Raw genomic sequence first — 25,078 nt, forward strand, 5'->3', positions numbered from 1 at the left:
GGCCGAACCCTTCGGCCGGGACACGGCCGTTCCCGGGGCCTACGGCGCCGGGTCCGGCGGGACCTGGTCGGTCTCCTCGAACACCAGCAGGGTCTGCGTGGTCAGCACCTGCGGGATGGACTGGATCCGGTTCAGCACCAGCTCGCGCAGCGCCCGGTTGTCGGCCGTGTGGACCAGCAGCAGGACGTCGAACTCGCCGCCGACCAGTGCGATGTGCGCCACCCCGGGCAGCTGCAGCAGCTGCTCGCGCACCGTCCGCCAGGAGTTCTGGACGATCTTCAGGGTGATGTAGGCGGACGCCCCCTGCCCGGCCCGTTCGTGGTCGACCCGCGCGGTGAAGCCGCGGATGATGCCGTCCTCGACCATCCTGGATATCCGGGCGTAGGCGTTGGCCCGTGACACGTGCACCCGCTCGGCCACCGAGCGGATGGAGGCGCGACCGTCCTGCTGCAGGAGCCGCAGGATCGACCGGTCGACACGGTCGAGTCTGGACATCTGTTCAGCCGACATGGCCCCCTACCCTCCCCGATTGGACGTGCTGATCCCAGGAGACCCCGGTTGAGGCCGAATGTCCACCACCTTGTCGCGACTGTGGCCAGAATGACCAGTCGACCGAACAATCGGTAGGGAGCGACGGCGCCCCACGCCGCCGCCCGCCGCACCCGCACCACGGCATCACCACTGCCCCTGCAGCACCCTCCCCGACCCTTGGAGGTGCCCGAGATGACCGTTCTCGATCACAGACACCCGGCCGCCGTCCCCGGCTGGCTGCCCGGCGCCACCGGACCCCGGAGCGATCCGGCGCCGCTGCTGCCCGACGCCGCCCCGGTCCGGGTGCTCGGCACCCCCGCCCTGGAGAAGACCGACCCCGAGCTGCTGCACGAGCTCTACCGCCGGCTGGTGGTCGGCCGCCGCTACAACCAGCAGGCCACCACCCTCACCAAGCAGGGCCGGCTCGCCGTCTACCCGGCCTCCACCGGCCAGGAGGCCTGCCAGGTGGCCGCCGCGATGGCGCTCGGCGAGCAGGACTGGCTCTTCCCCAGCTACCGCGACACCCTCGCGGTGGTCTCCCGCGGCGTCGACCCGCTCGAGGCGCTCACCCTGCTGCGCGGCAACGCCCACACCGGCTACGACCCCAAGGCCACCCGGACCGCCCCGCTCGCCACCCCGCTGGCCACCCAGGCCCCGCACGCCGTCGGCCTCGCCCACGCCGCCCGGCTGGCCGGCGACCCGGTGGTCGCGCTCGCCATGCTCGGCGACGGCGGCACCAGCGAGGGCGACTTCCACGAGGCACTGAACTTCGCCGCCGTCCTGCAGGCCCCGGTGGTCTTCCTGGTGCAGAACAACGGCTACGCCATCTCCGTGCCGCTCACCCAGCAGTCCGCCGCGCCGACCCTCGCCCACAAGGCCGTCGGCTACGGCATCCCCGGCCGGCTGGTCGACGGCAACGACGCCCCCGCCCTGCACGCCGTCCTCACCGAGGCCGTCGAGCGGGCCCGCTCCGGCGGCGGCCCGACCCTGATCGAGGCACTCACCTACCGCATCGAGGCGCACACCAACGCCGACGACGCCACCCGCTACCGCGAGGACGACGAGGTCGCCGCCTGGCGCGAGCACGACCCGATCCTGCTGATGGAGCGCCACCTGGCCGCCGCCGGGATGCTGGACGACGCCCTGGTCCGCGACTGCGCCGCCCAGGCCGAGGACCTCGCCGCCCGGATGCGCGCCGAGTTCCACGCCGACGCCGCGCTCGACCCGATGTCGCTGTTCGCCCACGTCTACGCCGAACCCACCCCCCAACTGCGCGAGCAGGCCGACCAGCTCGCCGCCGAACTCGCGGCCGAGGCCGAGGTGCACCACTGATGACCACCGCGACCCCCGTCCGCGGCGCCCGCACGGCCAGCATGGCGCAGGCGCTCAACTCGGCCCTGCGCGACGCCATGCAGGCCGACCCGGCGGTCCACGTCCTCGGCGAGGACGTCGGACAGCTCGGCGGTGTCTTCCGCATCACCGACGGCCTGACCGAGGAGTTCGGCGCCGACCGCTGCCTGGACACCCCGCTCGCCGAGGCCGGCATCCTCGGCACCGCCGTCGGCATGGCCATGTACGGCCTGCGGCCGGTGGTCGAGATGCAGTTCGACGCCTTCGCCTACCCGGCGATGGAGCAGCTGTTCTCGCACGTCGCCAAGATGCGCAACCGCACGGCCGGCCGGCTCCCGCTGCCGATCACCATCCGGATCCCCTACGGCGGCGGCATCGGCGGCGTCGAGCACCACAGCGACTCCTCCGAGGCCTACTACACCCACACCCCCGGCCTGCACGTGGTCACCCCGGCCACCGTCGCCGACGCGTACGGGCTGCTGCGCGCCTCGATCGCCTCCGACGACCCGGTGGTCTTCCTGGAGCCCAAGCGGCTCTACTGGGGCAAGACCGAGTTCGACCCGGCGCTGCCGGTCGAGCCGATCGGCAGGGCGGTGCTGCGCCGCACCGGCCGCTCCGCCGTGCTGATCACCTACGGGCCCTCGCTGCCGGTCTGCCTGGAGGCCGCCGAGGCGGCCCGGGCGGAGGGCTGGGACCTCGCGGTGCTGGACCTGCGCAGCCTGGTGCCGTTCGACGAGCAGACCGTCTGCGAGGTGGTCCGCTCGATCGGGCGGGCCGTCGTGGTGCACGAGGCGAGCGGCTTCGGCGGGGCGGGCGCGGAGATCGCCGCCCGGGTCACCGAGAAGTGCTTCCACCACCTGGCCGCGCCGGTGCTGCGGGTCACCGGCTTCGACATCCCGTTCCCGCCGCCGATGCTGGAGCACCACCACCTGCCCGGGGTGGACCGGATCCTGGACGCGGTCGCCCGGCTGCAGTGGGAGGACTGACGTGATGCCCGTGGTACGCGAGTTCACCCTGCCGGACCTCGGTGAGGGCCTCACCGGGGCCGAGGTGGTGCGCTGGATGGTCGAGGTCGGCGAGGTCATCGCCGTCGACCAGCCGGTGGTCGAGGTGGAGACCGCCAAGGCCGTGGTGGAGGTGCCCTGCCCGTACGGCGGCGTGGTCACCGCCCGGTTCGGCGACGTGGGTGAGGAGGTGCCGGTCGGCGCGCCGCTGGTGACCGTCGCGGTCTCGCCCGGCGAGGGCCCCCGGGTGACCGGCGGCGCGGACGAGCGCCCGCTGGTCGGGTACGGGGTCGCGGACGGGCCCAAGGGCGCCCGGCGCGGCCGGGTCCGCCCCGGCGCCGCCGCTTCGGCTGCCGCTCCGGCCGCCGTGCAGGTCACCGCTCCGGCTCCGCCCGTACCGGTGGCGGCCGCCCCCGCCGCGCCGTCGGTGGTCGCGGTGATCTCGCCGCTGGTCCGGCGGCTGGCCCGGGAGCACGGCGTCGACCTGGCCGCGCTCACCGGCAGCGGCCCGGACGGGCTGATCATGCGGGCCGACGTGGACCGCGCGGTCGCCGCCCCCGCCGTCCCGGCGGCCGTCCCGGCGGTGCTGCCGGGCGCCGCCGGGGACGAGCTCGTCCCGCTGCGCGGCCTGCGCCGCACCGTCGCGGAGAAGCTCACCCGCAGCCACCACGAGATCCCCGCCGCGACCTGCTGGGTCGACGCGGACGCCACCGCCCTGATGGAGCTGCGCGCCCAGCTGAACCGCGCCGCCGGCCCGAAGATCAGTGTGCTGGCGCTGCTGGCCCGGATCTGCACGGTCGCGCTGGCCCGCTTCCCGGAGCTCAACTCCAGCGTCGAGCCGGACGGTTCGGCGATCCGCCGGCACGCCGCCGTGCACCTGGGCTTCGCCGCCCAGGGCGAACGCGGTCTGGTGGTACCGGTGGTGCGGGACGCCCACGCGCTGGGCACCGAGCGGCTCGGCGCCGAGCTGGCCCGGCTGACCGAGGCGGCCCGGGCCGCCTCGCTGACCCCTGCTGAGCTGACCGGCGGGACCTTCACGCTGAACAACTACGGCGTGTTCGGGGTGGACGGCTCGACGCCGATCCTCAACCACCCGGAGGCGGCGATGCTGGGGGTCGGCCGGATCACCCCCAAGCCGTGGGTGCACCAGGGGGAGCTGGCGGTCCGCCAGGTCACCCAGCTGTCCTTCACCTTCGACCACCGGGTCTGCGACGGCGGGACGGCGGGCGGGTTCCTGCGCTTCGTCGCCGACTGCGTGGAGCAGCCCGGAATGCTGCTGCGACAGCTGTGAACCGTCACCGTGCGCGCCCTGCCCGGCGCGCACGGTGGCCATAGGTCGGGCGAGCGTAGCGTGCGGGCGGGCCGGTTGTCCGGCCTTCGTCCGTCTTGTCGGATGAGCTGTTCGGGCGTGCCACCCTGCTGAAGGCGTCAGCAGAGACAGACCAGATGTGGTTGGGACGACCGGAAGCGAAACGATTCTCTTGGGCACTCGTCAACTCGCGGTGAAGGCACGCCCGCTGAAAGTCAGGGCCGGACACGGATCGACGGCGGCCGCGGCCGTGCCGGGCCTCCCGCACACTCCCCCCGAACCGTCACCGGCCCCCGGCCCGTCACCGGCCCCCGGCCCGTCGCCCGCCCCCGGCCCGCAGGGCCCCCGGGCCGCGCAGGACCCCCCGGCCCCCGAGGCACCCCGGGCCCCCGGAGCCCCGCAGGTCACCGCGGCCCCGCCGATGCCCACCGAGCCGCCGCGCATCCCCGCACCGGCAGCGCCGTCCGCGCCGTCCGCGCCTGCCCCCGGTCCCGAGGCACCCGACGGGTCCCCCGCGCCCGCCGCCCCGCCCGCGCCCGTACCCCGGTACGAGCCGCTGTTCACCGACGCCCCCGGGCTCAACTGGTCCGGCCCCGGCGACCACTGGAGCCGGGCCTGGGCCCTGGAGACGGTGGCCGCGGCCCCCGCCGCCCCACCGCGCCCGCCCGCCGGGCTGCCCGCCGCCGAACCGCCGTCGGCCCCGCCCGCCGTCACCGCCGCGGCCGCCGCCCCCGACGCGGCGGCCACCGCGCCGCCCACCCCGCGCGACATCCAGCTGATCCGGGCCAGCCTGGCCGTGGTCGAACCGGTCGCCGACCGGGCCACCGCCCACTTCTACGCACTGATCTTCCTGCACCACCCCGAGGTCAGGGCGCTGTTCCCGGCGGCCATGGACGTCCAGCGGGACCGGCTGTTCCGGGCCCTGCTGCTGGCGGCCCGCAGCGCCGACGACCCGGCCGGACTGACCGGCTACCTGACCCGGCTCGGCGAGGGCCACCGCAAGTACGGCACCCTGACCGGCCACTACGGCCCGGTCGGCGAGTGCCTGGTGGCCGCGCTGGCCAAGTTCTGCGGCAGCCGCTGGGACGCCGAGACCGAACTGGCCTGGCGCCGGGTCTACGGCCTGGTCTCCCGGATCATGATCGAGGCGGCCGAGAACTCCGCCCGCACCTCGCCGCCCTGGTGGCAGGCGGAGGTGGTCTCGCACCAGCAGCGCACCCGGGACATCGCCGTGATCACCCTGCGCCCCGACCAGGCCTACCCGTTCCGGGCCGGCCAGTACGCGACGGTCGAGACACCCTGGTGGCCGCGGGTCTGGCGGCACTTCTCGTTCGCCACCGCCCCCCGGCCCGACGGACTGCTGACCTTCCACGTCAAGGCCGTCCAGGCCGGCTGGGTGAGCGGCGCGCTGGTCCACCGCGCCGCCCCCGGCGACGTCCTGCGGCTCGGCCCGGCGGCCGGGCGGATGGTGCTCGACGAGGCCGACGGCAGCGACCTGCTGCTGCTCGGCGGCGGCACCGGGATCGCCCCGGTCCACGCACTGGTCGAGGAACTGGCGCAGCGCGGCGCGGACGGCCGCTCGGTCGAGCTGTTCTACGGCGCCCGCAGCCGGGCCGAGCTGTACGAACTGGACGCGCTGCGCCGGATCGAGCAGCGGCACCGCTGGCTGTCGGTGCACCCCGTGCTGTCCCCGCCGGCCCAGGCGCCCGGTGTCGCGCTGGCCGGCGAGCTGCCGGAGGTGGTCGCCCGTTACGCGCCCTGGCACGGGTACTGCGCGTACCTGAGCGGACCGGCGGCGATGGTCCGGCGCGGCGCCGCGGCGCTGGCCCGTGCCGGGGTGCCCGCCGAGCGGGTGCGGCACGACCTGGTCGGCGACCTGGCGGCGGGCTGACCGGCCGCCGCCAGGCCCGGCCGGGCGTCAGCCCAGGTCGGGGGCGAGCAGCGCGCGGACCCCCTCGATGTTGGCCGCGAGGTAGGCGCGCAGGCTGGGCGGCACCACGTTGACCGCGGTGACGCCCTCGCGGGTGAACGGCAGCCGGACGATCTCGTACTCGCCGCGCGGCTCGTCCACCTCGGGACCGTGGCGCAGCGACGGGTCCATGGCCGACAGCCGGCAGACGAAGAAGTGCTGCACCTTGACCCCGTGCGGGTGGGCCAGGGTGCCGTCCTCGTGATGGGAGTGGGACACCGTGTCGACGAAGGCGGGCACCACGTCCTCGACCTTGCCGCCGAGCTCCTCGTCCACCTCGCGGTGCAGGGCGTCGACCACGGTGCGGTCGGTCGGCTCGACCCCGCCGCCGGGGGTGATCCAGTACGGCGGGCGGCCGGGGCGGGTGCGTTTGATCAGCACGATGGCGGCCTGCGCGTGCGGCCGCTCGGGATCCAGCTCCAGCAGGATCGCCCGGGCGGTGCGTTTGACGACTGGGCGGGCCGGGCCGGGCATGGCCACCTCCGGAGGGCTGGCGTTGTGCGGGATTCTGCCGCGCCGGGGCGGGGCCGAAACCCGTACAGCTGCACGATCGGGAGGATCGGGTTCCGCCGGCCGGCGCCGGGACGCCGGGCCACCACAGCCAACCGCAGCCCCCACCCCGGGGCGGACCCCCGGCCCGCCCGGGCCGGGCCGAACGAGAGGTACCGGCGCATGAGCAGCACCACAGTCCAGGACCACACCGTCATGCACCTGGTGGCCTCGGACCGGCTCTCCCTCCGCATCCTGGTCGACCTGGAGTACGACGCGGCCGATCCCTGCGCCGTCCGGCTCACCTTCCACCTGCCCGGCGACCGGCCGGTCAGCTGGGTGTTCGGCCGCGACCTGCTCGTCGACGGGATCAGGCGCCCGGCCGGCGAGGGCGACGTCCACGTCCACCCGGAGGGCGGCGGACCCGCCGAGGTCCGCCTGGTGCTGCACGCCCCCGGCCACGACGCGGTGCTGCGGGCGCCCGCCGCGCCGCTGATCGCCTTCCTGGCCCGCACCGACCGCCTGGTGCCGGTCGGTGCGGAGCAGGTCGCCGGCGACCTGGACGCGCAGCTGGCCGGCATCCTGTCGGCGCCCGGCCGGCAGGACGCCGGCTGACGGGCGCCGCACCCGGCCTCAGTCGTCGCCGAAGGCCAGGTTGAGCCCCCAGGAGACGATGCTGATGATCAGCGAGCCCAGCAGGGCCGCCCAGAAGCCCTCGACGTGGAAGCTCAGGTCGAGCTTGTCCGAGGCCCACGAGGTCAGCCAGAGCATCAACGCGTTGATCACGAAGGTGATCAGGCCCAGCGTCAGGATGAACAGCGGCAGCGAGAGCAGCTTCACCAGCGGCTTGATCAGGAAGTTCACCACACCGAAGACCAGGGCGACCGCGATCACCGTGACCGCCTTGTGCCACCAGTCGTTCCCGGACAGGGTGATCCCGCCGACGATCCAGGCGGCGACCCAGATGGCCGCCGCGTTGATCAGGGTTTTGATCGTGAAGTTCTTCATGACTCGGGATGGTGGCAGGCCGCGGCGCCGCTGGGAAGCGCCGGGTGCCCCGGTCCGCCGCAGCCCCGGACCGGCCGCGGCGGACCACCCGATAGGGTCGGCCGGACAGAGAACGACACCGCGGGAGCCCGCCGCAGCGGGCTGAGAGGGCGCTGACGGCCACCCGGCCACCGCCGCGCCGACCGCCAGAACCTGGCCGTGGCGCGGCACCACCGCAGCCCGGGTCGGGGAGGGAGCAACAGCAGTGGCACTGACCGACGAACTCTGGGCGGCCATCGAGCCGGTCTACGCGGAGATCCTCGACCACCCCTTCATCGCCGGCCTCACCGACGGCACCCTGCCGCGCGAGGCCTTCCGGCACTTCGTCGTCCAGGACTCGCACTACCTGCGCGACTACGCCCGGGCCCTGGCCGTCTGCGCCGCCAAGGCGCCCTCGGAGGAGGACGTCCAGGCGTTCGCCGACGACGCCGTCGGCGCCATCGCCGCCGAACAGGGCATGCACGCCGAGTTCCTGACCGCCTTCGGCGAGAGCGCCGAACAGGCCGCCGCCGCACCGGTCCTGCCCACCACCCGCGCCTACACCAGCTACCTGCTGGCCACCGTCTACGGCGGCTCCTTCGCCGAAGCGGTCGCCGCCGTGCTGCCCTGCTACTGGATCTACGCCCGGGTCGGCGAGCGGCTGCTCGCGCACTCCTCCCCGGAGCCCCTCTACGCCAAGTGGATCTCCACCTACGGCGACGAGGCCTTCCAGGCCGTGGTCCGGCGGGTCCTCGCCCTCACCGACCGGCTCGGCGAGGAGATCTCCCCGGCCGAACGCCGCCGCATGGTCGAGCACTTCTCGACCACCTCCCGGTACGAGTGGATGTTCTGGGACGCCGCCTGGCGCGGCGAGACCTGGCCGGTGTGACGGCAGCCGTCCGGGACCGCCCCGGGGACCGGCCTCGGGGACTGCCCCGAGGCCGGGGCTCGGGGTGATCTCCGGGTTCTCTCGGGGGCGACGGCCCTCGTTTCACCGGTTGCCGCCGCCTACGATCGAAGTACCGAAAGCAACCGGGAAGAGCGGCGGACGAACCGGCGCCGAGCCCGAGGGGAGAGAAGGAACAGACATGGCCGAGCTCTGGAAGTCGCTGCCCTCGTGGGTGCGCAACATCGTCGTCCCGATCCTGGTGCTGGTGCTGGCCTGGAACCTGATCTGGTTCGTGGTCGGCGTCGTGGGCACCCTGGTCGCGCTGCTGCTCAAGGTCCTGGTGGTGGTCGGCGTCGCCGCCGCCGTGGTGATCCTGGTCAAGAAGGCCGCCAAGAGCTGAACCGCCGTCGGCGCCCGCACCCCTCAACGGGTGCGGGCGCCTTCCGCCGTCCGCACCACCGCCGCCAGGTGGTCCGCCAGGCCGTACCGCGGCACCCACCCCTGCGCCCGCGCCCGGCCGGTGTCCAGCACCACACTGCGGGCCAACTGGTCCAGCGCGTACGGCGTCAGCTCCGCCGAACGCGCCAACCGCGCCAGCGCGAGCGGCACCTGCACGAGCCGGGCGCGCACCCCGTACGCCCGCAGCACCCGGCGCACCACCTCGTCCCGCCGGTACGCCACCGCGTCGGCCACGTTGTACGCACCCGGCGGCCACCCGGGCGCCGCCATCGCCGCCTGCGCCAGGTTCTCCACCGCCGTCAGGCTGAGCGCCACGTCCCGGCCCGGCAGCGCCAGCACACCCCCGCGCACCCGCGCCAGCAGCCGCGGCACCAGATGCGGATCCCCCACCCCGTACACCGCCCGCGGCCGCAGCACCACCGCGCCCGCGTCCAGCGCCAGCCGCTCACCGAGCGCCTTGCTGCGCCCGTACCCGTTCAGGTGGCCGTCCCCGGTCGGGTCGCTCTCGCGGACCGGCGCGCCACCCGGCCGGGGGCTGTACACGCTGGCGCTGCTCACCCACACCACCGGCCGGCCGGCCGCCGCCGCCAGCAGCCGCCCGGCGCCGCCGACGTTCACCTCGTACTGCCGGGCCTCGGCGGGGGAACCCACCGGATGATCGCCCACCGCCGCGGCGCAGTGCACCACCAGATCGGCCGCGCCCAGCTCCGGCACCCCGGCCGCCGCGTCCCAGAACAGGTGCCGGCCCACCGGACCCGGCCGGCGCCCCACGCACAGCACCTCCGCCCCGCCCGCGGCGGCCGCCCGCGCCACGTACGAGCCGCAGAAACCGCTCGCCCCGGTGACCGCGATCCGCATCATCAACCCCTCCCCACCAGCAGCACCGCGTACCCGGGCAGCGCCGAACGGCGGTCCACCCGCGCCCGCAGCACCCGCGGCCGGTGCGGGGCCAGCGCCGCCAGGAAGTCCGCCAGCTGCGCCCGGGCCAGCGCCGCCCCCGGGCAGGCGTGCGGGCCGGCACCGAAGACCGCCTGCGCGGCGGCGGCCGGCCGCCCGGGCACCGCGCGGTGCGCCTCGGCGGCGTGCCGGGCCACCAGCACCAGCCGGTCGCCCCGCCGGACCGGGCGGCCCGCGACCGCACCGTCCGCCGCCGCGACCCGCGGCAGGACCGGTGAAGCGGCCGTCAGCCGCAGCAGCTCGACGGCGAGTTCCGGCGAGACCTGCGGCCACAGGCCCGCCCGGGCGCACCAGGCGGCGGCCCGCGGCAGCGCGGCGACGGTGGTGTTGACGGCGGCCACCGCGACCATCGCGTCCAGCGGGTCGGGCAGCAGCTCCGCCAGCCGGGCCGCCGCCGCGGCGCCGTCGCCCCGCCGCCGGGGGAGCAGCCCGGGCAGGTGCTCCCCGGCGGCGGCCGCGGCCGCTCCGGCCGCCGCCCGCGCCAGCACCAGCGGATCGGCGTCGGATCCGGTCAGCGCCGCCGCGCCTGCCCCGGCCAGCTCGCGGACCACCGGCACCAGGTCCACCGGCCCGTCGAGCACGGCCAGCCGGTGCTCCAGCACCTCCTGCCACACCGGCCGCAGCCGCTCCACGCCTTCACGGCCGAGCCGCGCGGCGAGCGGGCGCCGGACGGCCCGGTGCCCGGCGCCGTCCTGGTCGAACAGCAGCCCGCCGCCGGTCAGCCGGGCCGCCGCCCCGCCCGTGGTGCCCTCGGCGGTCCGGTCCAGCGGCAGCGAGGTCAGCGCCTCGCGGTACGCGTCCGGGCCGTGCACCAGCACCGTACGGCCGAGCCGCACCACCGGCCGGCCCCGGGTCGCGGACAGCAGCGCGAACAGCACGGGGTGGCTGCGCAGGTAGACCAGCCGGTCCCGCCGACGGGCCGCGCGGTCCGCCGCCGCGGCCGGGACGCCGCTCATCACAGCCCCAGCTCCTCGGCGCACAGCCGCGCGGCGGCGGCCCGGTCGGGCTTGCGGGAGCGGCCGGCCAGCGGCACGTCCGCGAACAGCAGGGCGTCCGGCCGGGCCGACCCCATCCGCTCCAGCGGGCCCTGCAACGCGCCCCGCAGCCGCCGCCGGTCGGTACCCGGCGCGGGCTGCACCAGCGCGACCAGCCGCTCGTCGCCGTCCCCGGCCGGGACGCCGACCAGCACCGCCAGCTCCACCCCGGGCAGGTGCAGCGCGGGCTCGTACAGGCCGGGGTAGATGTTCTCGGCGCGCCGCAGGACCATGTCCTTGCAGCGCCCCGCCAGCACGATCCGGCCGTCCGCGGTGAGCCGCGCCCGGTCGCCGGTCCCCACCCACGGGTCGGGGCGTTCCCCCAGGTAGCGGTCGCGGGCGGCCGGGCCGGCGAGCAGCAGTTCGCCGTCGCCGGTCAGCGCGGTGCGCACCCCGGGCAGCGGATGGCCGAGCAGGTCGCCGTCGCCGTCGAACGCCGACTTCTCGCCCTCCTCGACGGCCGCCGCGGGGAACAGCTCGGTCAGCGCGTACACCCCCCAGGCCTCCCGGGCGCCCGACCGCTTGACCCGGCGCAGCAGTTCGGCGCCGGCCGGCGCCGAACCGGTCCACACCCGGCCGGTGAACGAGCCGATCCCGCGCAGCTGCGGCGGCGTCAGATAGGTCTCGTCCGGCCGCAGCCGGGCCAGCTGACGGCCCAGCACCTTCGGTGAGCGGGCCGGCAGCGCCACCGACGCCCCCGCCGCCAGCGCCGGGACCAGCACGAAGAAGGTGCCGCCGAGCACCGCCGCGCCCGGCCCCGGCCGCACCAGGCCGTCCACCGTGCGCATCCCGGCGGCCAGCGTGGCCCGGGTGTGCACCACGGCGCGCGGCGCGGAGGTGGTGCCGGAGGTGAACACGATCACGGCGTCGCCGTCACCGTCGTACCGCGCCGGCGGCCCGCCCGGCCCGCCGGTCAGTGCGGGCGCGCAGCCCGGCCGGCGCGGGCCGACGGTGGCGACCGGCCCGAGCTCGGCCAGCGGCGGCAGCGCGAGGTGCGCCCGCCGGGCCAGCGGCCGGGCCCAGCCGGCCACCGCCTGGGCGGCGGCGTCGGCCAGCACCAGGGCGGGCCGGGCCAGCGCGAGCCGGGCCAGCAGCACCTCGGGCCCGGCGGACGGGTCGAGCACGGCGGCCCGCAGGCCGAGCCGGTGCGCGGCGAGCAGGACGGCGAGCGCACGCGGGCCCGGCCGGACGGCGACGCCGAGGGTGTCCCCGGGCCGCAGGCCGTACCGGTGGTGCAGGGCGGCGGCGAAGGCGTCCGCCAGGTCGGCGAGTTCACCGCAGCGGGCCCGTACGGTGACGGCCCCGGTGCGGGTGCAGCCGAGCAGGGCGGGCCGGTCGGCGCCCTCGCGCAGGGTGCGGTCGAGCCGGTCGAGCATGGTCCGGTCCCCTCGTCAGCGCGGGTCGGTGGAGCGCGGCCCGGCGCCGCGCTCCAGGTACCAGCGGGCGGTGCCGAGCACGCCGTAGGCGCGGATCCGGCGGGTGGAGTTCTGCACCACCATGTCCCGGCGGTGCACGATCGCGGTGGTGCGGCGGCGCACCCGGTTGATGAACGCCCGGTCGGTGGGCGAGGGCCGGCGCGGCATCCCGCCGACCTCCCGGTACAGCTCCGCGGTGACCGCCATGTTGTTCCCGGCGTGCATCCGGTACGGCACCAGGTAGCCGTGCCGGCGGCGGTGCGCCGGACGGATCCGCCCGAACGCGGCGCCCAGCGTCACCAGCACCCGGAACACCGCCCGCCCGACCGGCCCGTGCTCGTCGTGGCGCGCGGTGATGTGCCCGCAGACCAGGCCGCCGCCGGCGAGCATCCCGGCCCGGGCGGCGGCCGTCCAGCCCGGCTGCGGCAGGCAGTCCGCGTCGGTGCGGGCCAGCAGCACGGCCCCCCGCGCGATGGCGTGCCGAAAGCCCGTGTCGACCGCGCAGCCGACCCCCTTCTCGGTCTCCACCAGCACCTCCACCGGGAACGGCGCCCGCCCGGCGAAGGCCCGGACCAGCTCCACCGTCCGGTCCGTCGAGCCGTTGTCCACCACCAGCAGGGTGAAGCCGAGGTCCCGCTGGGCGGCCAGCGCCCGCAGCGCGCCCTCGATCCGGGCCTCCTCCTGGTACGCCGGGACGACCACCCACAGCTCGGTCACGACACCTCCCAGACCATCGTGGTCAGGCTGACCCCGCCGCCCAGACCCACCATCAGCACCCGGTCCCCGGTCCGCAACCCGGGCCTGATCAGCTCCAGTTGGATGCCGATGGAGGCACTGGCCAGGTTCCCCAGCCGGTCCACCGTGACCACCAGCTTCCCGGCCGGCACCCCGGTCAGCTCCACGAACCGCTCCAGGTACGGCAGCGTCACCTGGTGCACCAGGACCCGGGCGTACGCGTCCCAGCCGAAGCCGGTGCGGGCGGCCGTCCGGGTCAGGATGTCGGCGCCGATCCGCTCGAAGACACCGCGCAACTCCTTTCCGCCGCCCCGGAAGTAGCTGTACTCGTCACCGCGCGGATGGCGCGAGCCGCCGCCCGGGATGCCGCCGACCTCCCAGTGCTCGGAGGCGGTCTCGGTCTCCACGTCCAGGATGCCGCCGCGCTCCACCTCCTCCACCACCACGGCCGCCCCCGCGTCGCCGAAGGTGTAGCCGGCGAAGGAGTCCCGGAAGTCGGCCAGGCCGCCCGGGTCGCGCCGCATCGCCCGGCTCGGCGTCTCCCCCGTGACCACCAGGGCCCGCCGGGCCCGGCCGGCCAGGATCATCGCCCGGGCGGTGTCGATGCCGTTGAGGAAGCTGTTGCAGGCGTTGGAGAGGTCGAACGCGTGTGCCCGGGAGCCGAGTTCGGCCTGCACCAGGTGCGCGGTGGCGGGCTCGCAGACGTCCCTGCTGGCCGAGGCGAACACCAGCAGATCGAGGTCGAGCGGGTCCAGCCCCGCACCGTCCAGCGCCTGCCGGGCCGCCCCCAGCGCCAGCGTGGAGGCGTACTCGCCGTCCGCTGCGACGTGCCGGGTGCGGATGCCGGTCGCCTTCTCGAACACCCCCTCGGGCAGCCGCAGTCCGCTGCCGCCCGTCACCTCGTCCTGCAGCTGCTGCGAGGTCAGCACCCCGGCCGGCAGGCAGGCGCCCACGGCGGTGATGCCGACCTTCGGTATCCGGAGGTCCATGACCGCCATCCTGGCCGGTCGGCGCGGGGGCGGGCCTGAGTACCCGTACTCACCGGTGACAGGCGATCGGGCTCGGCCGTGACATCCGTCATGCCCTTTCCCGCACAGCGCACACTGACCCGGACCCCCTGCCGCAGGAGAGAGTTGGGACATCGCAGAGAGCGAGCCGAGCAGCACCGGGACGAACGGGGAACGGGACCATGGCCACCATCACCACCAGCACGGACATCCGCCGCAAGGCCAACTCCGGGGCGCTCGCCGCCCTGCGGCCGCTGGCCGTCGACGTCGCGGTGCCGCTCGGCGCCTACTACGCCGCCCACGCGGTGTTCGGCCTCGGCCTGGTCGCCTCGCTGGCGGTCAGCAGCGCGGTGCCGGTCGTCCGGACCGTCGGCGCCCTGGTGCGGGACCGCTCGGTCAACCCGCTCGCCCTGCTGATGCTGCTGGTCAACGTGGCCGGGCTGGCCCTGTCCACGCTGGCCGGCGACCCCCGGCTGATGCTCGCCAAGGACGGCGCGGTCAGCAGCGTGATCGGCGGCTCGATGATCGTCACCGCGCTGCTCGGCCGGCCGCTGATGACCGCCGGACTGCGGCCCTTCATCGTCAAGGGCGACGCCGCCCGGTCCGCCGCCTGGGACCGGCTGCTGGCGACCTCGGCCGCCTTCCGCCGCAACGAGCGCAACTTCTCGCTCGCCTGGGGCTCCCTGCTGGTCGCCGAGTGCGTGGCCAAGGTGGTCGGCGCCTACACCGTGCCGCTGGAGACCATGGTCTGGCTGAGCACCGTGATGCTGGTCGGCGCGATCGGCCTCGGCGTCCTGGTCGGCAACGTCTTCGCCGGCCGGATGGCCGAGCAGGTCATCGCCGAGGCGAGGACCGAGACCCGCTGACCCCTCCCGCCCCACCCCGCGCACACCCGTGCCCGCCCACCGCGACCGGTGGACGGGCACGTCGGGCTTCTGAGGATCAGGACGCGTCCTGCACCGGGATCGGCAGGCTCACCGGCTTCTCGGCGGCGGGCCCGTCCTTCACCCCCTCCTTCGGGTTGCTCATCGCACCCAGCAGCTGCCGGGCCAGCCCGAGGCCGGTACCGCCCATGGTCAGCGCCTTGGCGAACATGTCGGACATCCCGTCCGCGCCGTTCAGCAGCACCATGTGCTCGACATTGCCGAAGGCCTCCGCACCGGCCCGGACGATCTCCGGCCAGTTCTCGGCCAGCTGCTGCGCGACCACCGCCTCCTGGTTCTCCGCGAGCGCGGCCGCCCGGGCCTTGATCGCCTCCGCCTCCGCCAGACCCAGCGCCCGCGCCGCCTCGGCCTGCGCCAGACCACGGGCCTCCGCCGACGCCGCCTCCGCCAGACCGGTCGCCTTGGTCGCCTCGGCCGCGGCCAGTCCGCGCGCCCTGGTCGCCTCCGCCTCCGCGGTCGCCGCGATCTTCACCCGGTTCGCCTCCGCGCCCGCCTTCAGCTCGGTCTCCCGGGCCAGCGCCTCGGCCGCGGAGATCCGCGCGTCACGGTCGGCCTCCGCCTTGGTCCGGGTCTCGTACGCCCGGGCGTCGGCGGGCTTGCGGACGTCCGCCTGCAGCTGCTGCTCCTTGCGGTGCGCCTCCAGCTCGGCGACCTTGGTCTCCTGGACCACGACCTCCTGCCGGGCGGCCGCCTGGGCCAGCGGACCGGCCTGCAGCGCCCGGGCCGTCGCCGTCTCCAGCTCGGCCTGGTAACCGGCCTGCTGGATACCGGAGTTGCGGGTCGCCTCGGCCTTGCGGGCGAACGCCTCCTGCTCCGCCTCGGTGGCCCGCCGGTCGGCCTCGGCGGCCGCGATCCGGGCATCGCGCTGGACGGCGGCGGCGTGCGGCGCGGCCAGGTTGGTGATGTAGCCGGTCGGGTCCAGGATCTCCTGGATCTGCAGCGAGTCGATGATCAGGCCGAGCTTCTCCATCTCGGACCCGGACGCCGCCCGGGTCTCCCCGGTCAGCCGCTCCCGGTCGCGGATCATGTCCTCGACCGTCAACCCGCCGACGATGGACCGCAGATGACCGGCGAACACGTTGTGCACCCGCTGGCCCATCATCTTCTGCTGGTCCAGGAAGCGGCGGGCGGCGTTGGCGATCGACACCGTGTCGTCGCCCACCTTGAAGATCACCACGCCCTTGACGTGCACCGGGATCCCCTGCGAGGTCACGCACTCGACGTCCAGGTCGGCCTCGTTCAGGTCCAGCGAGAGCTTGCGGACCACCTGGACGCCCGGCAGGACGAAGGTGCCGCGCCCGGTGACGATCCGGAAGCCCAACCCGTCCGCCACGCCCTCGGTGCGGTGGTTCGACCCGGAGATGACCAGCGCCTCGTTGGGCTCCGCCACCCGCCACATCAGCTTGAACAGCACGATCACGATCACGATGGAGGCCACCACGGCCCCCGCGATGCCGATCAGCATCGGCTTTCCCCCTTCGGGCACACCGGTTCCGTGGCTGCGCGCTGTTGTGCAGGACGGCGCGGAACGCGGTGGCAGCAGCCGATTCTTCGCCTGCCGTGATCGCTTGGGAAGAGCCGGGTGTCCTGATCGTGCTCCAAGGGCGTCAAGATTGCGTCAAGAGCCAGGTCAGGACGCCGGATACGCCGCGGCGACGTAGACCGTGCGGGGCGGCTGGTACTCCAGCACCACCACCGGCGTGCCCGGTGCGAGCGGGTCCCCCGGCACCGCCAGGTACGCCAGGAACGCCTCCGACCCCTGCCGCTGCGGCACATGGACCAGCACCTCGCCGACCAGGCCCGCCCCGACCCGGCCCGTCACCCGTCCCGTCAACCCGACCATGCGGCCAAGTCTCCCACCGGCACCGCCGACGGGCGGTGTTCCCGGCCGCGGCCGCGGCCCAGGCCCCGGCACCGGCCGCACCCGCGTCCGGTGGCCGGAACACGTCTGGACCTGGACCGGACGGCCCGCTACCGTGTTGGACGTCTTACGCAGGCAAACCGTCTGCGAACAACGGGAGCTCGGAGCACCGGGCTGAGAGGGCGCTGACCGGCACGTCGGACGACGGGCCAGCCGCTGCGCCGACCGCAGGAACCTGGACCGGGTAATGCCGGCGTAGGGAGTAGAAGGTCAGATGACCATCTTTGATGCACAGCAGGAGTCTGCCCGCAGCACGTCGGGCCAGGTCAGCAGCGCCGCCACCGGCTACCCGACCCCGGCCTGGCGCAAGGCCTACCGCGAGGGGTCCCGCCCCGACCTGCGGGTCCCGTACCGCGAGGTCCACCTCACCAACGGCCGCACCGTACCGCTCTACGACACCTCCGGCCCGTACACCGACGCCGCCTACGAGCCGGACGTCCGCCGCGGCCTGCCGGCGCTGCGCGATCCGTGGATCCGCCAGCGCGGCGACGTCGAGGAGTACGACGGACGCGAGGCCCGCCCGGAGGACGACGGGATCAAACACACCGCCCCGCGCGGCGGCAACCTCCGCAACCTGGACGCCGTCTTCCCCGGCCGCCCGCGCCGCCCGCTGCGCGGCCGGGCCGGCGCGGCGGTCACCCAACTCGCCTACGCGAAGCGGGGAGTGATCACCCCGGAGATGGAGTTCGTGGCCATCCGGGAGGGGCTGGAGCCGGAGTTCGTCCGCGACGAGGTGGCCCGCGGCCGGGCCGTCATCCCGGTCAACGTGAACCACCCCGAGGTGGAGCCGGCCATCATCGGCACCAACTTCCTGGTGAAGATCAACGCCAACATCGGCAACTCCGCCGTCACCTCCTCGATCGAGGAGGAGGTGGAGAAGATGACCTGGGCCACCCGCTGGGGCGCCGACACCGTCATGGACCTCTCCACCGGCCGCAACATCCACACCACCCGCGAGTGGATCCTGCGCAACTCCCCCGTGCCGATCGGCACCGTGCCGCTCTACCAGGCACTGGAGAAGGTCGACGGCAAGGCCGAGGAACTGAGCTGGGAGGTCTACCGCGACACCGTCATCGAGCAGTGCGAGCAGGGCGTCGACTACATGACCGTCCACGCCGGCGTGCTGCTGCGGTACGTCCCGCTGACCGCCCGCCGCAAGACCGGCATCGTCTCGCGCGGCGGCTCGATCATGGCGGCCTGGTGCCTGGCGCACCACCAGGAGAACTTCCTGTACACCAACTTCGCGGAGCTGTGCGACATCCTCGCCGCCTACGACGTCACCTTCTCGCTCGGTGACGGCCTGCGGCCCGGCTCGATCGCGGACGCCAACGACGACGCCCAGTTCTCCGAGCTCCAGACCCTCGGCGAGCTCGGCCGGATCGCCCGCGAACGCGACGTCCAGGTGATGATCGAGGGCCCGGGCCACGTCCCGATGAACAAGATCCGCGAGAACATGGACCTCCAGCGGGAGATCTGCGACGAGGCGCCGTTCTACACCCTGGGCCCGCTCACCACCGACGTCGCGCCCGGGTACGACCACATCACCTCGGGCATCGGCGCGGCGATGATCGCCTGGTGGGGCACCGCCATGCTCTGCTACGTCACCCCCAAGGAACACCTGGGCCTGCCCAACCGCGACGACGTCAAGACCGGCGTCATCACCTACAAGATCGCCGCCCACGCGGCCGACCTCGCCAAGGGCCACCCCGGCGCACAGGCCTGGGACGACGCACTGTCCGACGCCCGCTTCGAGTTCCGCTGGGAGGACCAGTTCAACCTGGCCCTCGACCCGGAGACGGCCCGCGAGTTCCACGACGAGACCCTGCCGGCCGAACCCGCCAAGACCGCGCACTTCTGCTCCATGTGCGGCCCCAAGTTCTGCTCGATGAAGATCTCCCAGCAGATCCGCGCGGAACACGGCGACGGCTCCACCGCGGTCGACGGCTCCGGCTACGCAGCCGAGGCCCTGGCCGGCATGCAGGCCAAGTCCGAGGAGTTCGCCGCCCAGGGCAACCGGGTCTACCTGCCGCTGGCCGACTGACCGGCAGCCACCTGACCAGGCGCCGCACCGGGAGGCAGGAGGGGGCTTCCCGGCGCGGCGCCGACCACACGGCCGCACTGGTGCCGGCGTCATGAGATCCGACGGCTCGGACAACCATGGAGCCCGGCGGCGGACTAGGGGCGGACTAGGGTTCGAGGCGGTGCGGGCCGCGGAACAGGAAGGTGGCCTCGCGGATCGACGGCAGGCCGAGCGCGAGCATCAGAAGCCGTCCAAGACCGAGACCGAGGCCGCCGTGTGGGGGCGTGCCGAAGCGGAAGCAGTTGAGGTAGTCGGAGAGCGGTTCGGTGTCCATGCCCTTCGCGTGGGCCTGGTCGACCAGGCGGCTGTAGCGGTGTTCGCGCTGGGCACCGGTGGTGATCTCTACGCCCTTCCACAGGAGGTCGAAGGACTCGGTGACAGTTGGGTCGTCGTCCGGCCGCAAGTGGTAGAACGGGCGGACCGAGGCAGGGAAGCGGGTGACGAAGACGAACTCGTGCCCGGTCTCCTCGGCGATCAGGGCGCACAGTGTCCGTTCGCCCTCGGGGTCGAGATCGTCCTTGATGCCTTCCGGGTCCCATCCGGTAGCCCGGAGTCTTGCCAGTGCGTCGGCCATCGTGATGCGGGGGAAGGGCAGTTCCGGGACGGTGACCCGAGTGTCGAAGTGCTCGGCGATCGCATCGCCGTGCCGCTCCGCCACGGCAGCGAGGACCCGCTGCAGCATCCGCTCCTCGAATGCCATGACGTCCTCGACACCGTCGATCCAGGCGATCTCGACGTCGACGCCCGTGAACTCGGTGGAGTGCCGTGAGGTGAAGGACGGTTCGGCACGGAACACAGGGCCGATCTCGAAGACCTTGTCGATTCCGCTGGCGATGGCCATCTGCTTGTAGAACTGCGGGGATTGGGCGAGGTAGGCGGTGCGGTCGAAGTAGCCGACCTTGAAGACCTCGGCGCCGGACTCGGAGGCGGTGCCCATGAGCTTGGGCGTGTGCAGCTCGGTGAAGCCCTCTTCCGCGGTGACCTCGCGCATGGCCTGTTCGACTGTGGTCTGAACGTCGAAGACCAGGTGTTGGGAGGGCCGCCGGATGTCGAGGAAGCGCCAGTCCAGGCGCTGGTCGAGTCCGGTGTTCTCGTCGATGGGGAGCTTGGGCTCGGCGGGAGAGACGATCTCGACGTGTTCCGGGATGATCTCCAGGCCGGCGAGCTTGACCTGGGGGTTGTCGACCACCTTCCCGGTGATCCTTACGGCGGACTCCACCGTCACGTTCTCGAATGCGTTCTCGATCACGTCACCGGCGCCACCGCGCAGGTGGGTCACCTGGACGAGGCCGGTGTGGTCCCGGACGAGAACGAACTGGATGCGCCGTTGCAGCCGGAGCGTGTTCACCCAGCCGTAGACGGTGACCGTCTCGTCGAGGTGTGAGCGAAGGTCTGCGACGAGGGTGCGCGTCATGGCTGGCAACTCCCTGGTTGCGGGCGCGTTGGTCGCGCCAAGGCGTCGGGCGGTAGACGGCCGCCCGGGGGGACCTGCTCACCATAACGGATCAGGCCCGCCGTGGAGCGGTGATTACTCCGTACGTGATCAAGCCAAGCTGAACACCCCCGAGAAGACTGGGAGTTGGTAGCGATCGATGAGCCGGTTGAAGGCCACGTGTACGTCGATCAGGCCGTCCAGGTCGTAGTGGAAGGGGATCGCGTGCTGCTTGACGACGAAGGGCGTGAGCACCGTCGGGGAAGGGACGACGCCGAGGTCCGCGATCGTCTCCAGACCGCGCAGGGTGTCCTCGGCGGGTTCGATACCGGCGAGCAGGCAGCTGCCGACCTCGTGGCGACCGAAGATCTCCACGGCCTCCGCGAAGACATCGGTGTAGTCCTGGAAGGTCAGCGTGGCCTTGTAGCCGTGGATGTAGCGCTGCCGGAAGTCGGTGCGCACGATCTCCACGCCGCTGTTGAACCGGCTGACGCCGGCCTCGTGCAGGGCTTGGAGGTAAGCGCGGCGACGAGTGGGCTCGTTGCGGAGGGCGGGCGGGATGACTTGAGATACATAGATGCCTTCGGCGTAGCCTGCCTGACGCAGCGCGGTGGCGATACGGCGGTGGCGCTTCAGTTCAAGCGTCTCGCTGGTGATGCTGCCGGTGCAGAGCCAGACGATGTCGTACTTGGTGCGGAAGGCCGCGCTGTGCTCGTCGATGTACGCCAGGCACGCGTCGAAGTTCGCGCTGTAGCTGGCGGAGGCGCTGCCCTGGACAGCCAGGACCTCCCACTCGGACTCCTTGAAGCAGAAGTCGCAGGAGTAGGCGCAGTACGTGTGGTAGTCGAAGACGAAGGAGCGCATCCCGTTCTCGCGCAGGAGACCGAAGTTGTACATCCCGGTGGGCGCGCGGCCGTCGTCGACGAACTGGGAGCAGGCCACCACGAACGGCTGGTTGTTGATGTGTGCACTGAGCTGGTTGCCGTCGAAGACGAAGGGGGATTCCTGGTTGACCCGGACGGTCACCTTCTTGAGGAAGCCGGGGCCGCTGATCTCAATCTCGATGCGGGGGATGACCTGCCCGAGGATCGGGAACTTGATGTCGGCGGTGGTGAGCTGGACGCCGTCCCGGAGCACACCGAGGCGGAAGACCTCCTCGACGGAGACCTTGTCGAAGCCGGTGAGGGTGAGGTTGAACCGGGCGGCGCGGTCAGTTCGTGAGGGCACGGCTGCTCTCCTTCCGGGGCACAAGGCTGGGGGACATGCGACCTGCATTGGTACCGAGCAGTCCGGTGACCGTTGCGGCGGGTAGGGAAGGCAGGACCTCGGCCCAGGCGGCGGCGGGGTCCTTGGGCGTCCCGGGGTGCGGGTAGTCGGTGGCCAGCATCAGGTGTGACACCAGCCAGCCGGGCATGCCGGCCAGGTCCTCGCCCAGACCGACCGAGAAGAACAGGGTGTCGCGGCCGATCAGGTACTCGCGGGGCGGGAGAGCCGGCAGCTTGGGGACCTTGTTCGTGCGCAGTGTCTGCCAGGATTCGTCCGCACGGTCGAGCCAGGCCGGGATCCAGCCCGCATTGCACTCGTGGAAGGCGAAGCGCAGGCGCGGGTGGCGGTCCAGGACTCCGGCGCCGATGAGCGCGGCGAGGTGAAGCTGCCCGGGGAGTGTCTCGTTGACGTGGTTGTAGAGGGCGTTCATCCCCGGCGCGCGGAGGCTGGTGGTGCTCTCGGTGACGGGCAGGAAATGAGGGATGGCGACCTTGTGAAGGTGGAGCGTCACCTCGCACTCCTCCGCAGCCGCGAAGACCGCCTCGCCGTGGGACGGGTCCGCGCCGAAGCCACCAGGGATCATCGCGTGAGCGAATCCGGCGGCTGCCAGGCGCCGTAACCGCTGCGGGGCGTCGTCGGTGAGCGGCACCTGTGCGACCGGGTACAGCCGTGCCGGGTCGGCACTGGTCATCTCGGAGATCCAGCGGTTGTAGGCGTCGAAGTGCGCGACCGCCCACGGGCTCGTGGGGTCGGTTTCCCTGGGCCAGATCAGGCCGAGTGAGGGGAAGAGCAGAGTGGCATCGATGCCGGCCGCATCGAGCCAGGCCAGCCGGGCCGGGCCGTTCCACGAGGCACGGGTGCACGACTCTCGGTATGAGGCGAACTTCCCCTGGTCGGGCAGGGTGTTCCAGTCCCGGATCTCACCGTTCGCGGGGGCGGGAAGCCCGCCGAGACGGCGGATGAGCGTGGAGGGGCGGCCCTCGACGAGCAGCTTGTCACCGTCCGCGGAGTCCCGCAGAACACGCAACCGCTCACTGCGGTGGGCCGGGTCGAGGTACTGCTCCCAGTCCCAGAGCGGTTCCATGATGTGGCCGTCGGTGTCGACCACGGTCTGTCCGTTCCACATGCGATTCGTCCTCCAGGTCGGTATTCCGGCAGTGCTCAGGCGGGCAGCGCGAGGGCCTTGAGGTAGTCGGTCGGATAGTGCCGGAGGCGGGTGTCCGGTACGACCCTTCTGCTGGAAGGAAGCTGGCGCATCATCAGGACCCGCTGGATCCAGCGGTCGGTGCCGTCGTAGGCCGGTCGGAAGGCATTGCGGCCGTGGACTGCACTGCGGTTGTCGATCATCAGCAGGTCGCCGCCCTTGAGTTCGACCGTGACCGAGCACCGGTTCAGGGCTTCCTCCAACGCGGCGAGGGCGGAGGCACCACCTGGGGTGACGGCGAAGAGCAGGGTTGAGTACTCCAGCACCGGACCCCGCCTGCTGTCGCGCAGGATCGGAGCCGGTGTCGTTGTGCGCCGGCCTTCGTGGATGTGGGGACCGCGGTCGGTCGCGAACACGTACAGCGGATCCCGCAGGATTCCACGCTCGGACGGCGCGAGCAGCGTCAGCGCATGCGGGATGTCGGAAACCAGGGTGCATGCCTCGCCTTTTGGGTCGGGACGCAGGCAGAGCAGGGCGAGGTGGTCGGGCGGGTAGGCCGTGAAGCAGGCTTCGGTGTGGAGGACGAGGCCGCTCGCGCCTGAAGCAGTCTGGACATCGTGGTGGGCGGCGATCGGGTAGCGGTTCTGCACGAGCTGCCCGCCGTCCCACTCGCGGTAGGCGAAGATCTTGCCGAGCCGGGCTCCCAAGGTGGCGATCAGCGGCTCCGCGTGCGTCGGCCTCGGGTCCTGGAGCCGGTGGAAGCTTGTTGCCGGAGTCCGCGGCAAGCCGGTCGGAATGGGAACCCCACGGAGAAGCAACGCCGAGTGGCTCTGTCCGGCGGAGAACCGGTCCAGCACGGAGGCAAGGCCGTGGTCGAGGAGTTCGGCGGCGGCGCAGGCCTGGGTAGCGAAGGCATCGGCTTCCTTGTACGGATCCGCTGTGATGCGCCCTGCGGCCAGCACGAGCTGAGCAGTGGCATGAGCGGACAGGTGGAGTGTGGTGATCGGCATGGGCATGGGCATGGTGGTGCCCTTCCAGACGTCAGTGATGGACAGGCCAAGCCGGCGGGGCCGGCTCTGGCTCAATCAGTTCTGCCAGGTGCTCGGCGGGTGCACTGCGGTGATGGGTGACGTGGGCCAAGCGGGTCGGTCCATGGTTGAGGAGACTCAGCGGCGGACCCGCTCGTGAGGCTCAGGAGGCAAGGGGCCACAGCGGTGTGCCGGAGCTTGAGGATCCCGGTGACTTCCTCGAGCACAATCAGCCCCCTCTCTGCGCACTTCCCTGGTGGAGAACCTGATGGTGGCGGAGAGTGCGAGGACGGCGTCACCGCGTACGCGGACAGCCCGAGGACGTCCTGGGACGTTCTCAGCGAGCCTCGAAGGCCGAAAGGAGGCGGAGGACTTCGGAAGTGTCCGAGAGGTCGGGCAATACGACCGGAGCGCCGGCGGCCTCCAACTCATCTCGGCTGTGAATGCCGGTCGCGACCGCGAGGATCCCGGATCCCGTGGCGAGAGCTGCCTCGATGTCCCTCGGAGTGTCCCCGACCAGGACCACGGGAGTTCCGTCCGGCATGCCGTGAGTCTCCCGGATCCGCCTGCGCGCGACGGCGACGAGGTCGGGGCGTCGCTCGGCGTCGGCGCCGTACGCTCCGACGGGCAGGTCCAGCAGTGCGTCGAGTCCGAACGCGGACAACTTCACCTCGGCGTTCGCCGCGATATTCCCCGTCAGTACCGTGGACGTCCAACTACGTTGACTCGCAGCATATTTGATCGCATCTCGTGCACCTGGAAGAGCTGCGCCCCGCTCGCGGAGATCAGTGAAACGCGCCCGGCCCGCCTGGACCAAGGCGGTCTCGATCACCGGCCACTTCGGTTCCGAGAGACGGTGCCGGTGGAACATGTCTCGCATGATCGCGCGATCCGTTCGGCCCTCCGTCGACGCGGGAGCTTCGGGCACGGTCCCGGCCAGAGCGGTGAAGGCCGCAGCGTAGATCTCCTTGCTCACTCCCGCGTTCTCGATGAGCGTGTGGTCGATGTCCCACAGGACAATGAGGCGCATCTCTCCAGCGTAGGTACGGTGGCGCACCGCCAGAGAGGTCGAAGCGTCTCGTAACGCCC

At 73.1% G+C, this 25,078-nt stretch carries 24 protein-coding genes; 9 read left to right on the forward strand and 15 right to left on the reverse strand.

Annotated features, from left to right (window positions below; translation table 11 throughout):
• Positions 1-39 precede the first annotated feature (39 nt).
• A complete protein-coding gene (locus AC2TEW_RS01915; RefSeq protein WP_484621480.1) occupies positions 40-495 on the reverse strand; it encodes an Lrp/AsnC family transcriptional regulator in 456 nt (151 codons plus the stop codon).
• 228 nt (positions 496-723) lie between these two features.
• Here AC2TEW_RS01915 and pdhA point away from each other — a divergent pair, with 228 nt between their 5' ends.
• The 4 genes from pdhA (at position 724) to AC2TEW_RS01935 (ending at position 6,085) form a co-directional block, all read left to right on the forward strand.
• Positions 724-1,863 (forward strand): pyruvate dehydrogenase (acetyl-transferring) E1 component subunit alpha, encoded by a 1,140-nt coding sequence (gene pdhA, locus AC2TEW_RS01920; protein WP_484621481.1) that lies wholly within the window; start codon positions 724-726, stop codon positions 1,861-1,863.
• Entirely contained in the window at positions 1,863-2,867 is a 1,005-nt protein-coding gene (locus AC2TEW_RS01925) for an alpha-ketoacid dehydrogenase subunit beta (RefSeq protein ID WP_484621482.1), read from the forward strand. Before pdhA ends, AC2TEW_RS01925 begins: the two co-directional genes overlap by 1 nt.
• A 4-nt stretch (positions 2,868-2,871) precedes the next feature.
• Complete coding sequence (locus tag AC2TEW_RS01930) at positions 2,872-4,176, forward strand: dihydrolipoamide acetyltransferase family protein (protein ID WP_484621483.1); 1,305 nt, start codon at positions 2,872-2,874, stop codon at positions 4,174-4,176.
• A 439-nt stretch (positions 4,177-4,615) separates the two neighbouring features.
• Positions 4,616-6,085 carry a globin domain-containing protein gene (locus AC2TEW_RS01935; RefSeq protein ID WP_484621484.1) on the forward strand — a complete coding sequence of 490 codons (1,470 nt, stop codon included), beginning with the start codon at positions 4,616-4,618 and terminating at the stop codon, positions 6,083-6,085.
• A 27-nt stretch (positions 6,086-6,112) separates the two neighbouring features.
• On the opposite strand, the gene AC2TEW_RS01940 is transcribed toward AC2TEW_RS01935, so the two are convergent.
• Entirely contained in the window at positions 6,113-6,637 is a 525-nt protein-coding gene (locus tag AC2TEW_RS01940) for an NUDIX domain-containing protein (protein WP_033820833.1), read from the reverse strand.
• Positions 6,638-6,835: 198 nt separating this feature from the next.
• On the opposite strand from AC2TEW_RS01940, the gene AC2TEW_RS01945 reads away from it, so the two are divergent.
• Entirely contained in the window at positions 6,836-7,267 is a 432-nt protein-coding gene (locus tag AC2TEW_RS01945) for an SsgA family sporulation/cell division regulator (protein WP_484621485.1), read from the forward strand.
• Between the two features lie 18 nt (positions 7,268-7,285).
• Here the strand turns inward: AC2TEW_RS01945 and AC2TEW_RS01950 are convergent, their stop codons facing one another.
• Positions 7,286-7,660 carry a phage holin family protein gene (locus AC2TEW_RS01950; RefSeq protein WP_484621486.1) on the reverse strand — a complete coding sequence of 125 codons (375 nt, stop codon included), beginning with the start codon at positions 7,658-7,660 and terminating at the stop codon, positions 7,286-7,288.
• 244 nt (positions 7,661-7,904) lie between these two features.
• Between AC2TEW_RS01950 and tenA the strand changes: the two genes are divergently transcribed.
• Both tenA and AC2TEW_RS01960 read left to right on the forward strand, forming a co-directional pair.
• A complete protein-coding gene (gene tenA, locus AC2TEW_RS01955; protein ID WP_484621487.1) occupies positions 7,905-8,567 on the forward strand; it encodes a thiaminase II in 663 nt (220 codons plus the stop codon).
• Positions 8,568-8,766: 199 nt separating this feature from the next.
• Positions 8,767-8,967 carry a DUF5326 family protein gene (locus AC2TEW_RS01960; RefSeq protein ID WP_033820829.1) on the forward strand — a complete coding sequence of 67 codons (201 nt, stop codon included), beginning with the start codon at positions 8,767-8,769 and terminating at the stop codon, positions 8,965-8,967.
• 23 nt (positions 8,968-8,990) lie between these two features.
• Here the strand turns inward: AC2TEW_RS01960 and AC2TEW_RS01965 are convergent, their stop codons facing one another.
• Genes AC2TEW_RS01965 through AC2TEW_RS01985 form a run of 5 tightly spaced genes read right to left on the reverse strand, consistent with a single transcriptional unit; the run spans position 8,991 to position 14,156 of the window.
• Entirely contained in the window at positions 8,991-9,887 is an 897-nt protein-coding gene (locus AC2TEW_RS01965; RefSeq protein ID WP_484621488.1) for an NAD-dependent epimerase/dehydratase family protein, read from the reverse strand.
• A complete protein-coding gene (locus AC2TEW_RS01970) occupies positions 9,887-10,939 on the reverse strand; it encodes a cytochrome P450 family protein (protein ID WP_484621489.1) in 1,053 nt (350 codons plus the stop codon). Before AC2TEW_RS01970 ends, AC2TEW_RS01965 begins: the two co-directional genes overlap by 1 nt.
• Complete coding sequence (locus tag AC2TEW_RS01975) at positions 10,939-12,393, reverse strand: AMP-binding protein (RefSeq protein ID WP_484621490.1); 1,455 nt, start codon at positions 12,391-12,393, stop codon at positions 10,939-10,941. The genes AC2TEW_RS01970 and AC2TEW_RS01975 overlap by 1 nt, the downstream gene beginning before the upstream one ends.
• A gap of 15 nt (positions 12,394-12,408) precedes the next feature.
• Positions 12,409-13,149 carry a glycosyltransferase family A protein gene (locus AC2TEW_RS01980; RefSeq protein ID WP_484621491.1) on the reverse strand — a complete coding sequence of 247 codons (741 nt, stop codon included), beginning with the start codon at positions 13,147-13,149 and terminating at the stop codon, positions 12,409-12,411.
• A complete protein-coding gene (locus AC2TEW_RS01985) occupies positions 13,146-14,156 on the reverse strand; it encodes a 3-oxoacyl-ACP synthase III family protein (RefSeq protein WP_484621492.1) in 1,011 nt (336 codons plus the stop codon). Before AC2TEW_RS01985 ends, AC2TEW_RS01980 begins: the two co-directional genes overlap by 4 nt.
• Positions 14,157-14,356: 200 nt before the next feature.
• Between AC2TEW_RS01985 and AC2TEW_RS01990 the strand changes: the two genes are divergently transcribed.
• Positions 14,357-15,040 (forward strand): VC0807 family protein, encoded by a 684-nt coding sequence (locus AC2TEW_RS01990; protein ID WP_484621493.1) that lies wholly within the window; start codon positions 14,357-14,359, stop codon positions 15,038-15,040.
• Positions 15,041-15,116: 76 nt separating this feature from the next.
• On the opposite strand, the gene AC2TEW_RS01995 is transcribed toward AC2TEW_RS01990, so the two are convergent.
• Both AC2TEW_RS01995 and AC2TEW_RS02000 read right to left on the reverse strand, forming a co-directional pair.
• The gene (locus AC2TEW_RS01995; protein WP_484621494.1) at positions 15,117-16,583 is read right to left on the reverse strand and encodes an SPFH domain-containing protein; all 1,467 of its coding nucleotides are present in this window, start codon (positions 16,581-16,583) and stop codon (positions 15,117-15,119) included.
• A gap of 165 nt (positions 16,584-16,748) precedes the next feature.
• A complete protein-coding gene (locus AC2TEW_RS02000) occupies positions 16,749-16,961 on the reverse strand; it encodes an NfeD C-terminal domain-containing protein (RefSeq protein ID WP_484621495.1) in 213 nt (70 codons plus the stop codon).
• Between the two features lie 292 nt (positions 16,962-17,253).
• On the opposite strand from AC2TEW_RS02000, the gene thiC reads away from it, so the two are divergent.
• Positions 17,254-19,080, forward strand: a complete 1,827-nt coding sequence (gene thiC / locus AC2TEW_RS02005) for a phosphomethylpyrimidine synthase ThiC (RefSeq protein WP_484621496.1) — start codon at positions 17,254-17,256, stop codon at positions 19,078-19,080.
• 145 nt (positions 19,081-19,225) lie between these two features.
• On the opposite strand, the gene aspS is transcribed toward thiC, so the two are convergent.
• From aspS to AC2TEW_RS02030, 5 genes are all read right to left on the reverse strand, one after another.
• A complete protein-coding gene (gene aspS / locus AC2TEW_RS02010) occupies positions 19,226-20,533 on the reverse strand; it encodes an aspartate--tRNA(Asn) ligase (protein WP_484621497.1) in 1,308 nt (435 codons plus the stop codon).
• A 129-nt stretch (positions 20,534-20,662) separates the two neighbouring features.
• On the reverse strand, positions 20,663-21,778 hold the full coding sequence (locus AC2TEW_RS02015; RefSeq protein WP_484621498.1) for a radical SAM protein: 1,116 nt from the start codon (positions 21,776-21,778) through the stop codon (positions 20,663-20,665).
• The gene (locus tag AC2TEW_RS02020; protein WP_484621499.1) at positions 21,762-22,943 is read right to left on the reverse strand and encodes an amidohydrolase family protein; all 1,182 of its coding nucleotides are present in this window, start codon (positions 22,941-22,943) and stop codon (positions 21,762-21,764) included. Before AC2TEW_RS02020 ends, AC2TEW_RS02015 begins: the two co-directional genes overlap by 17 nt.
• A 35-nt stretch (positions 22,944-22,978) precedes the next feature.
• Positions 22,979-23,971 (reverse strand): TauD/TfdA family dioxygenase, encoded by a 993-nt coding sequence (locus tag AC2TEW_RS02025; protein ID WP_484621500.1) that lies wholly within the window; start codon positions 23,969-23,971, stop codon positions 22,979-22,981.
• A 355-nt stretch (positions 23,972-24,326) separates the two neighbouring features.
• Positions 24,327-25,019, reverse strand: a complete 693-nt coding sequence (locus AC2TEW_RS02030; RefSeq protein WP_484621501.1) for an HAD family hydrolase — start codon at positions 25,017-25,019, stop codon at positions 24,327-24,329.
• Positions 25,020-25,078: the final 59 nt, after the last annotated feature.

This window comes from Kitasatospora sp. NEAU-CNBT7 (assembly GCF_057220535.1).

Coding starts and splice junctions, on each gene's coding strand:
- AC2TEW_RS01915 (WP_484621480.1), bottom strand. CDS start 495: ATGTCCAGACTCGACCGTGTCGACCGGTCGATCCTGCGGCTCCTGCAG.
- pdhA (WP_484621481.1), top strand. CDS start 724: ATGACCGTTCTCGATCACAGACACCCGGCCGCCGTCCCCGGCTGGCTG.
- AC2TEW_RS01925 (WP_484621482.1), top strand. CDS start 1,863: ATGACCACCGCGACCCCCGTCCGCGGCGCCCGCACGGCCAGCATGGCG.
- AC2TEW_RS01930 (WP_484621483.1), top strand. CDS start 2,872: ATGCCCGTGGTACGCGAGTTCACCCTGCCGGACCTCGGTGAGGGCCTC.
- AC2TEW_RS01935 (WP_484621484.1), top strand. CDS start 4,616: ATGCCCACCGAGCCGCCGCGCATCCCCGCACCGGCAGCGCCGTCCGCG.
- AC2TEW_RS01940 (WP_033820833.1), bottom strand. CDS start 6,637: ATGCCCGGCCCGGCCCGCCCAGTCGTCAAACGCACCGCCCGGGCGATC.
- AC2TEW_RS01945 (WP_484621485.1), top strand. CDS start 6,836: ATGAGCAGCACCACAGTCCAGGACCACACCGTCATGCACCTGGTGGCC.
- AC2TEW_RS01950 (WP_484621486.1), bottom strand. CDS start 7,660: ATGAAGAACTTCACGATCAAAACCCTGATCAACGCGGCGGCCATCTGG.
- AC2TEW_RS01960 (WP_033820829.1), top strand. CDS start 8,767: ATGGCCGAGCTCTGGAAGTCGCTGCCCTCGTGGGTGCGCAACATCGTC.
- AC2TEW_RS01965 (WP_484621488.1), bottom strand. CDS start 9,887: ATGATGCGGATCGCGGTCACCGGGGCGAGCGGTTTCTGCGGCTCGTAC.
- AC2TEW_RS01970 (WP_484621489.1), bottom strand. CDS start 10,939: ATGAGCGGCGTCCCGGCCGCGGCGGCGGACCGCGCGGCCCGTCGGCGG.
- AC2TEW_RS01975 (WP_484621490.1), bottom strand. CDS start 12,393: ATGCTCGACCGGCTCGACCGCACCCTGCGCGAGGGCGCCGACCGGCCC.
- AC2TEW_RS01985 (WP_484621492.1), bottom strand. CDS start 14,156: ATGGACCTCCGGATACCGAAGGTCGGCATCACCGCCGTGGGCGCCTGC.
- AC2TEW_RS01990 (WP_484621493.1), top strand. CDS start 14,357: ATGGCCACCATCACCACCAGCACGGACATCCGCCGCAAGGCCAACTCC.
- AC2TEW_RS01995 (WP_484621494.1), bottom strand. CDS start 16,583: ATGCTGATCGGCATCGCGGGGGCCGTGGTGGCCTCCATCGTGATCGTG.
- AC2TEW_RS02000 (WP_484621495.1), bottom strand. CDS start 16,961: ATGGTCGGGTTGACGGGACGGGTGACGGGCCGGGTCGGGGCGGGCCTG.
- thiC (WP_484621496.1), top strand. CDS start 17,254: ATGACCATCTTTGATGCACAGCAGGAGTCTGCCCGCAGCACGTCGGGC.
- aspS (WP_484621497.1), bottom strand. CDS start 20,533: ATGACGCGCACCCTCGTCGCAGACCTTCGCTCACACCTCGACGAGACG.
- AC2TEW_RS02020 (WP_484621499.1), bottom strand. CDS start 22,943: ATGTGGAACGGACAGACCGTGGTCGACACCGACGGCCACATCATGGAA.
- AC2TEW_RS02025 (WP_484621500.1), bottom strand. CDS start 23,971: ATGCCGATCACCACACTCCACCTGTCCGCTCATGCCACTGCTCAGCTC.
- AC2TEW_RS02030 (WP_484621501.1), bottom strand. CDS start 25,019: ATGCGCCTCATTGTCCTGTGGGACATCGACCACACGCTCATCGAGAAC.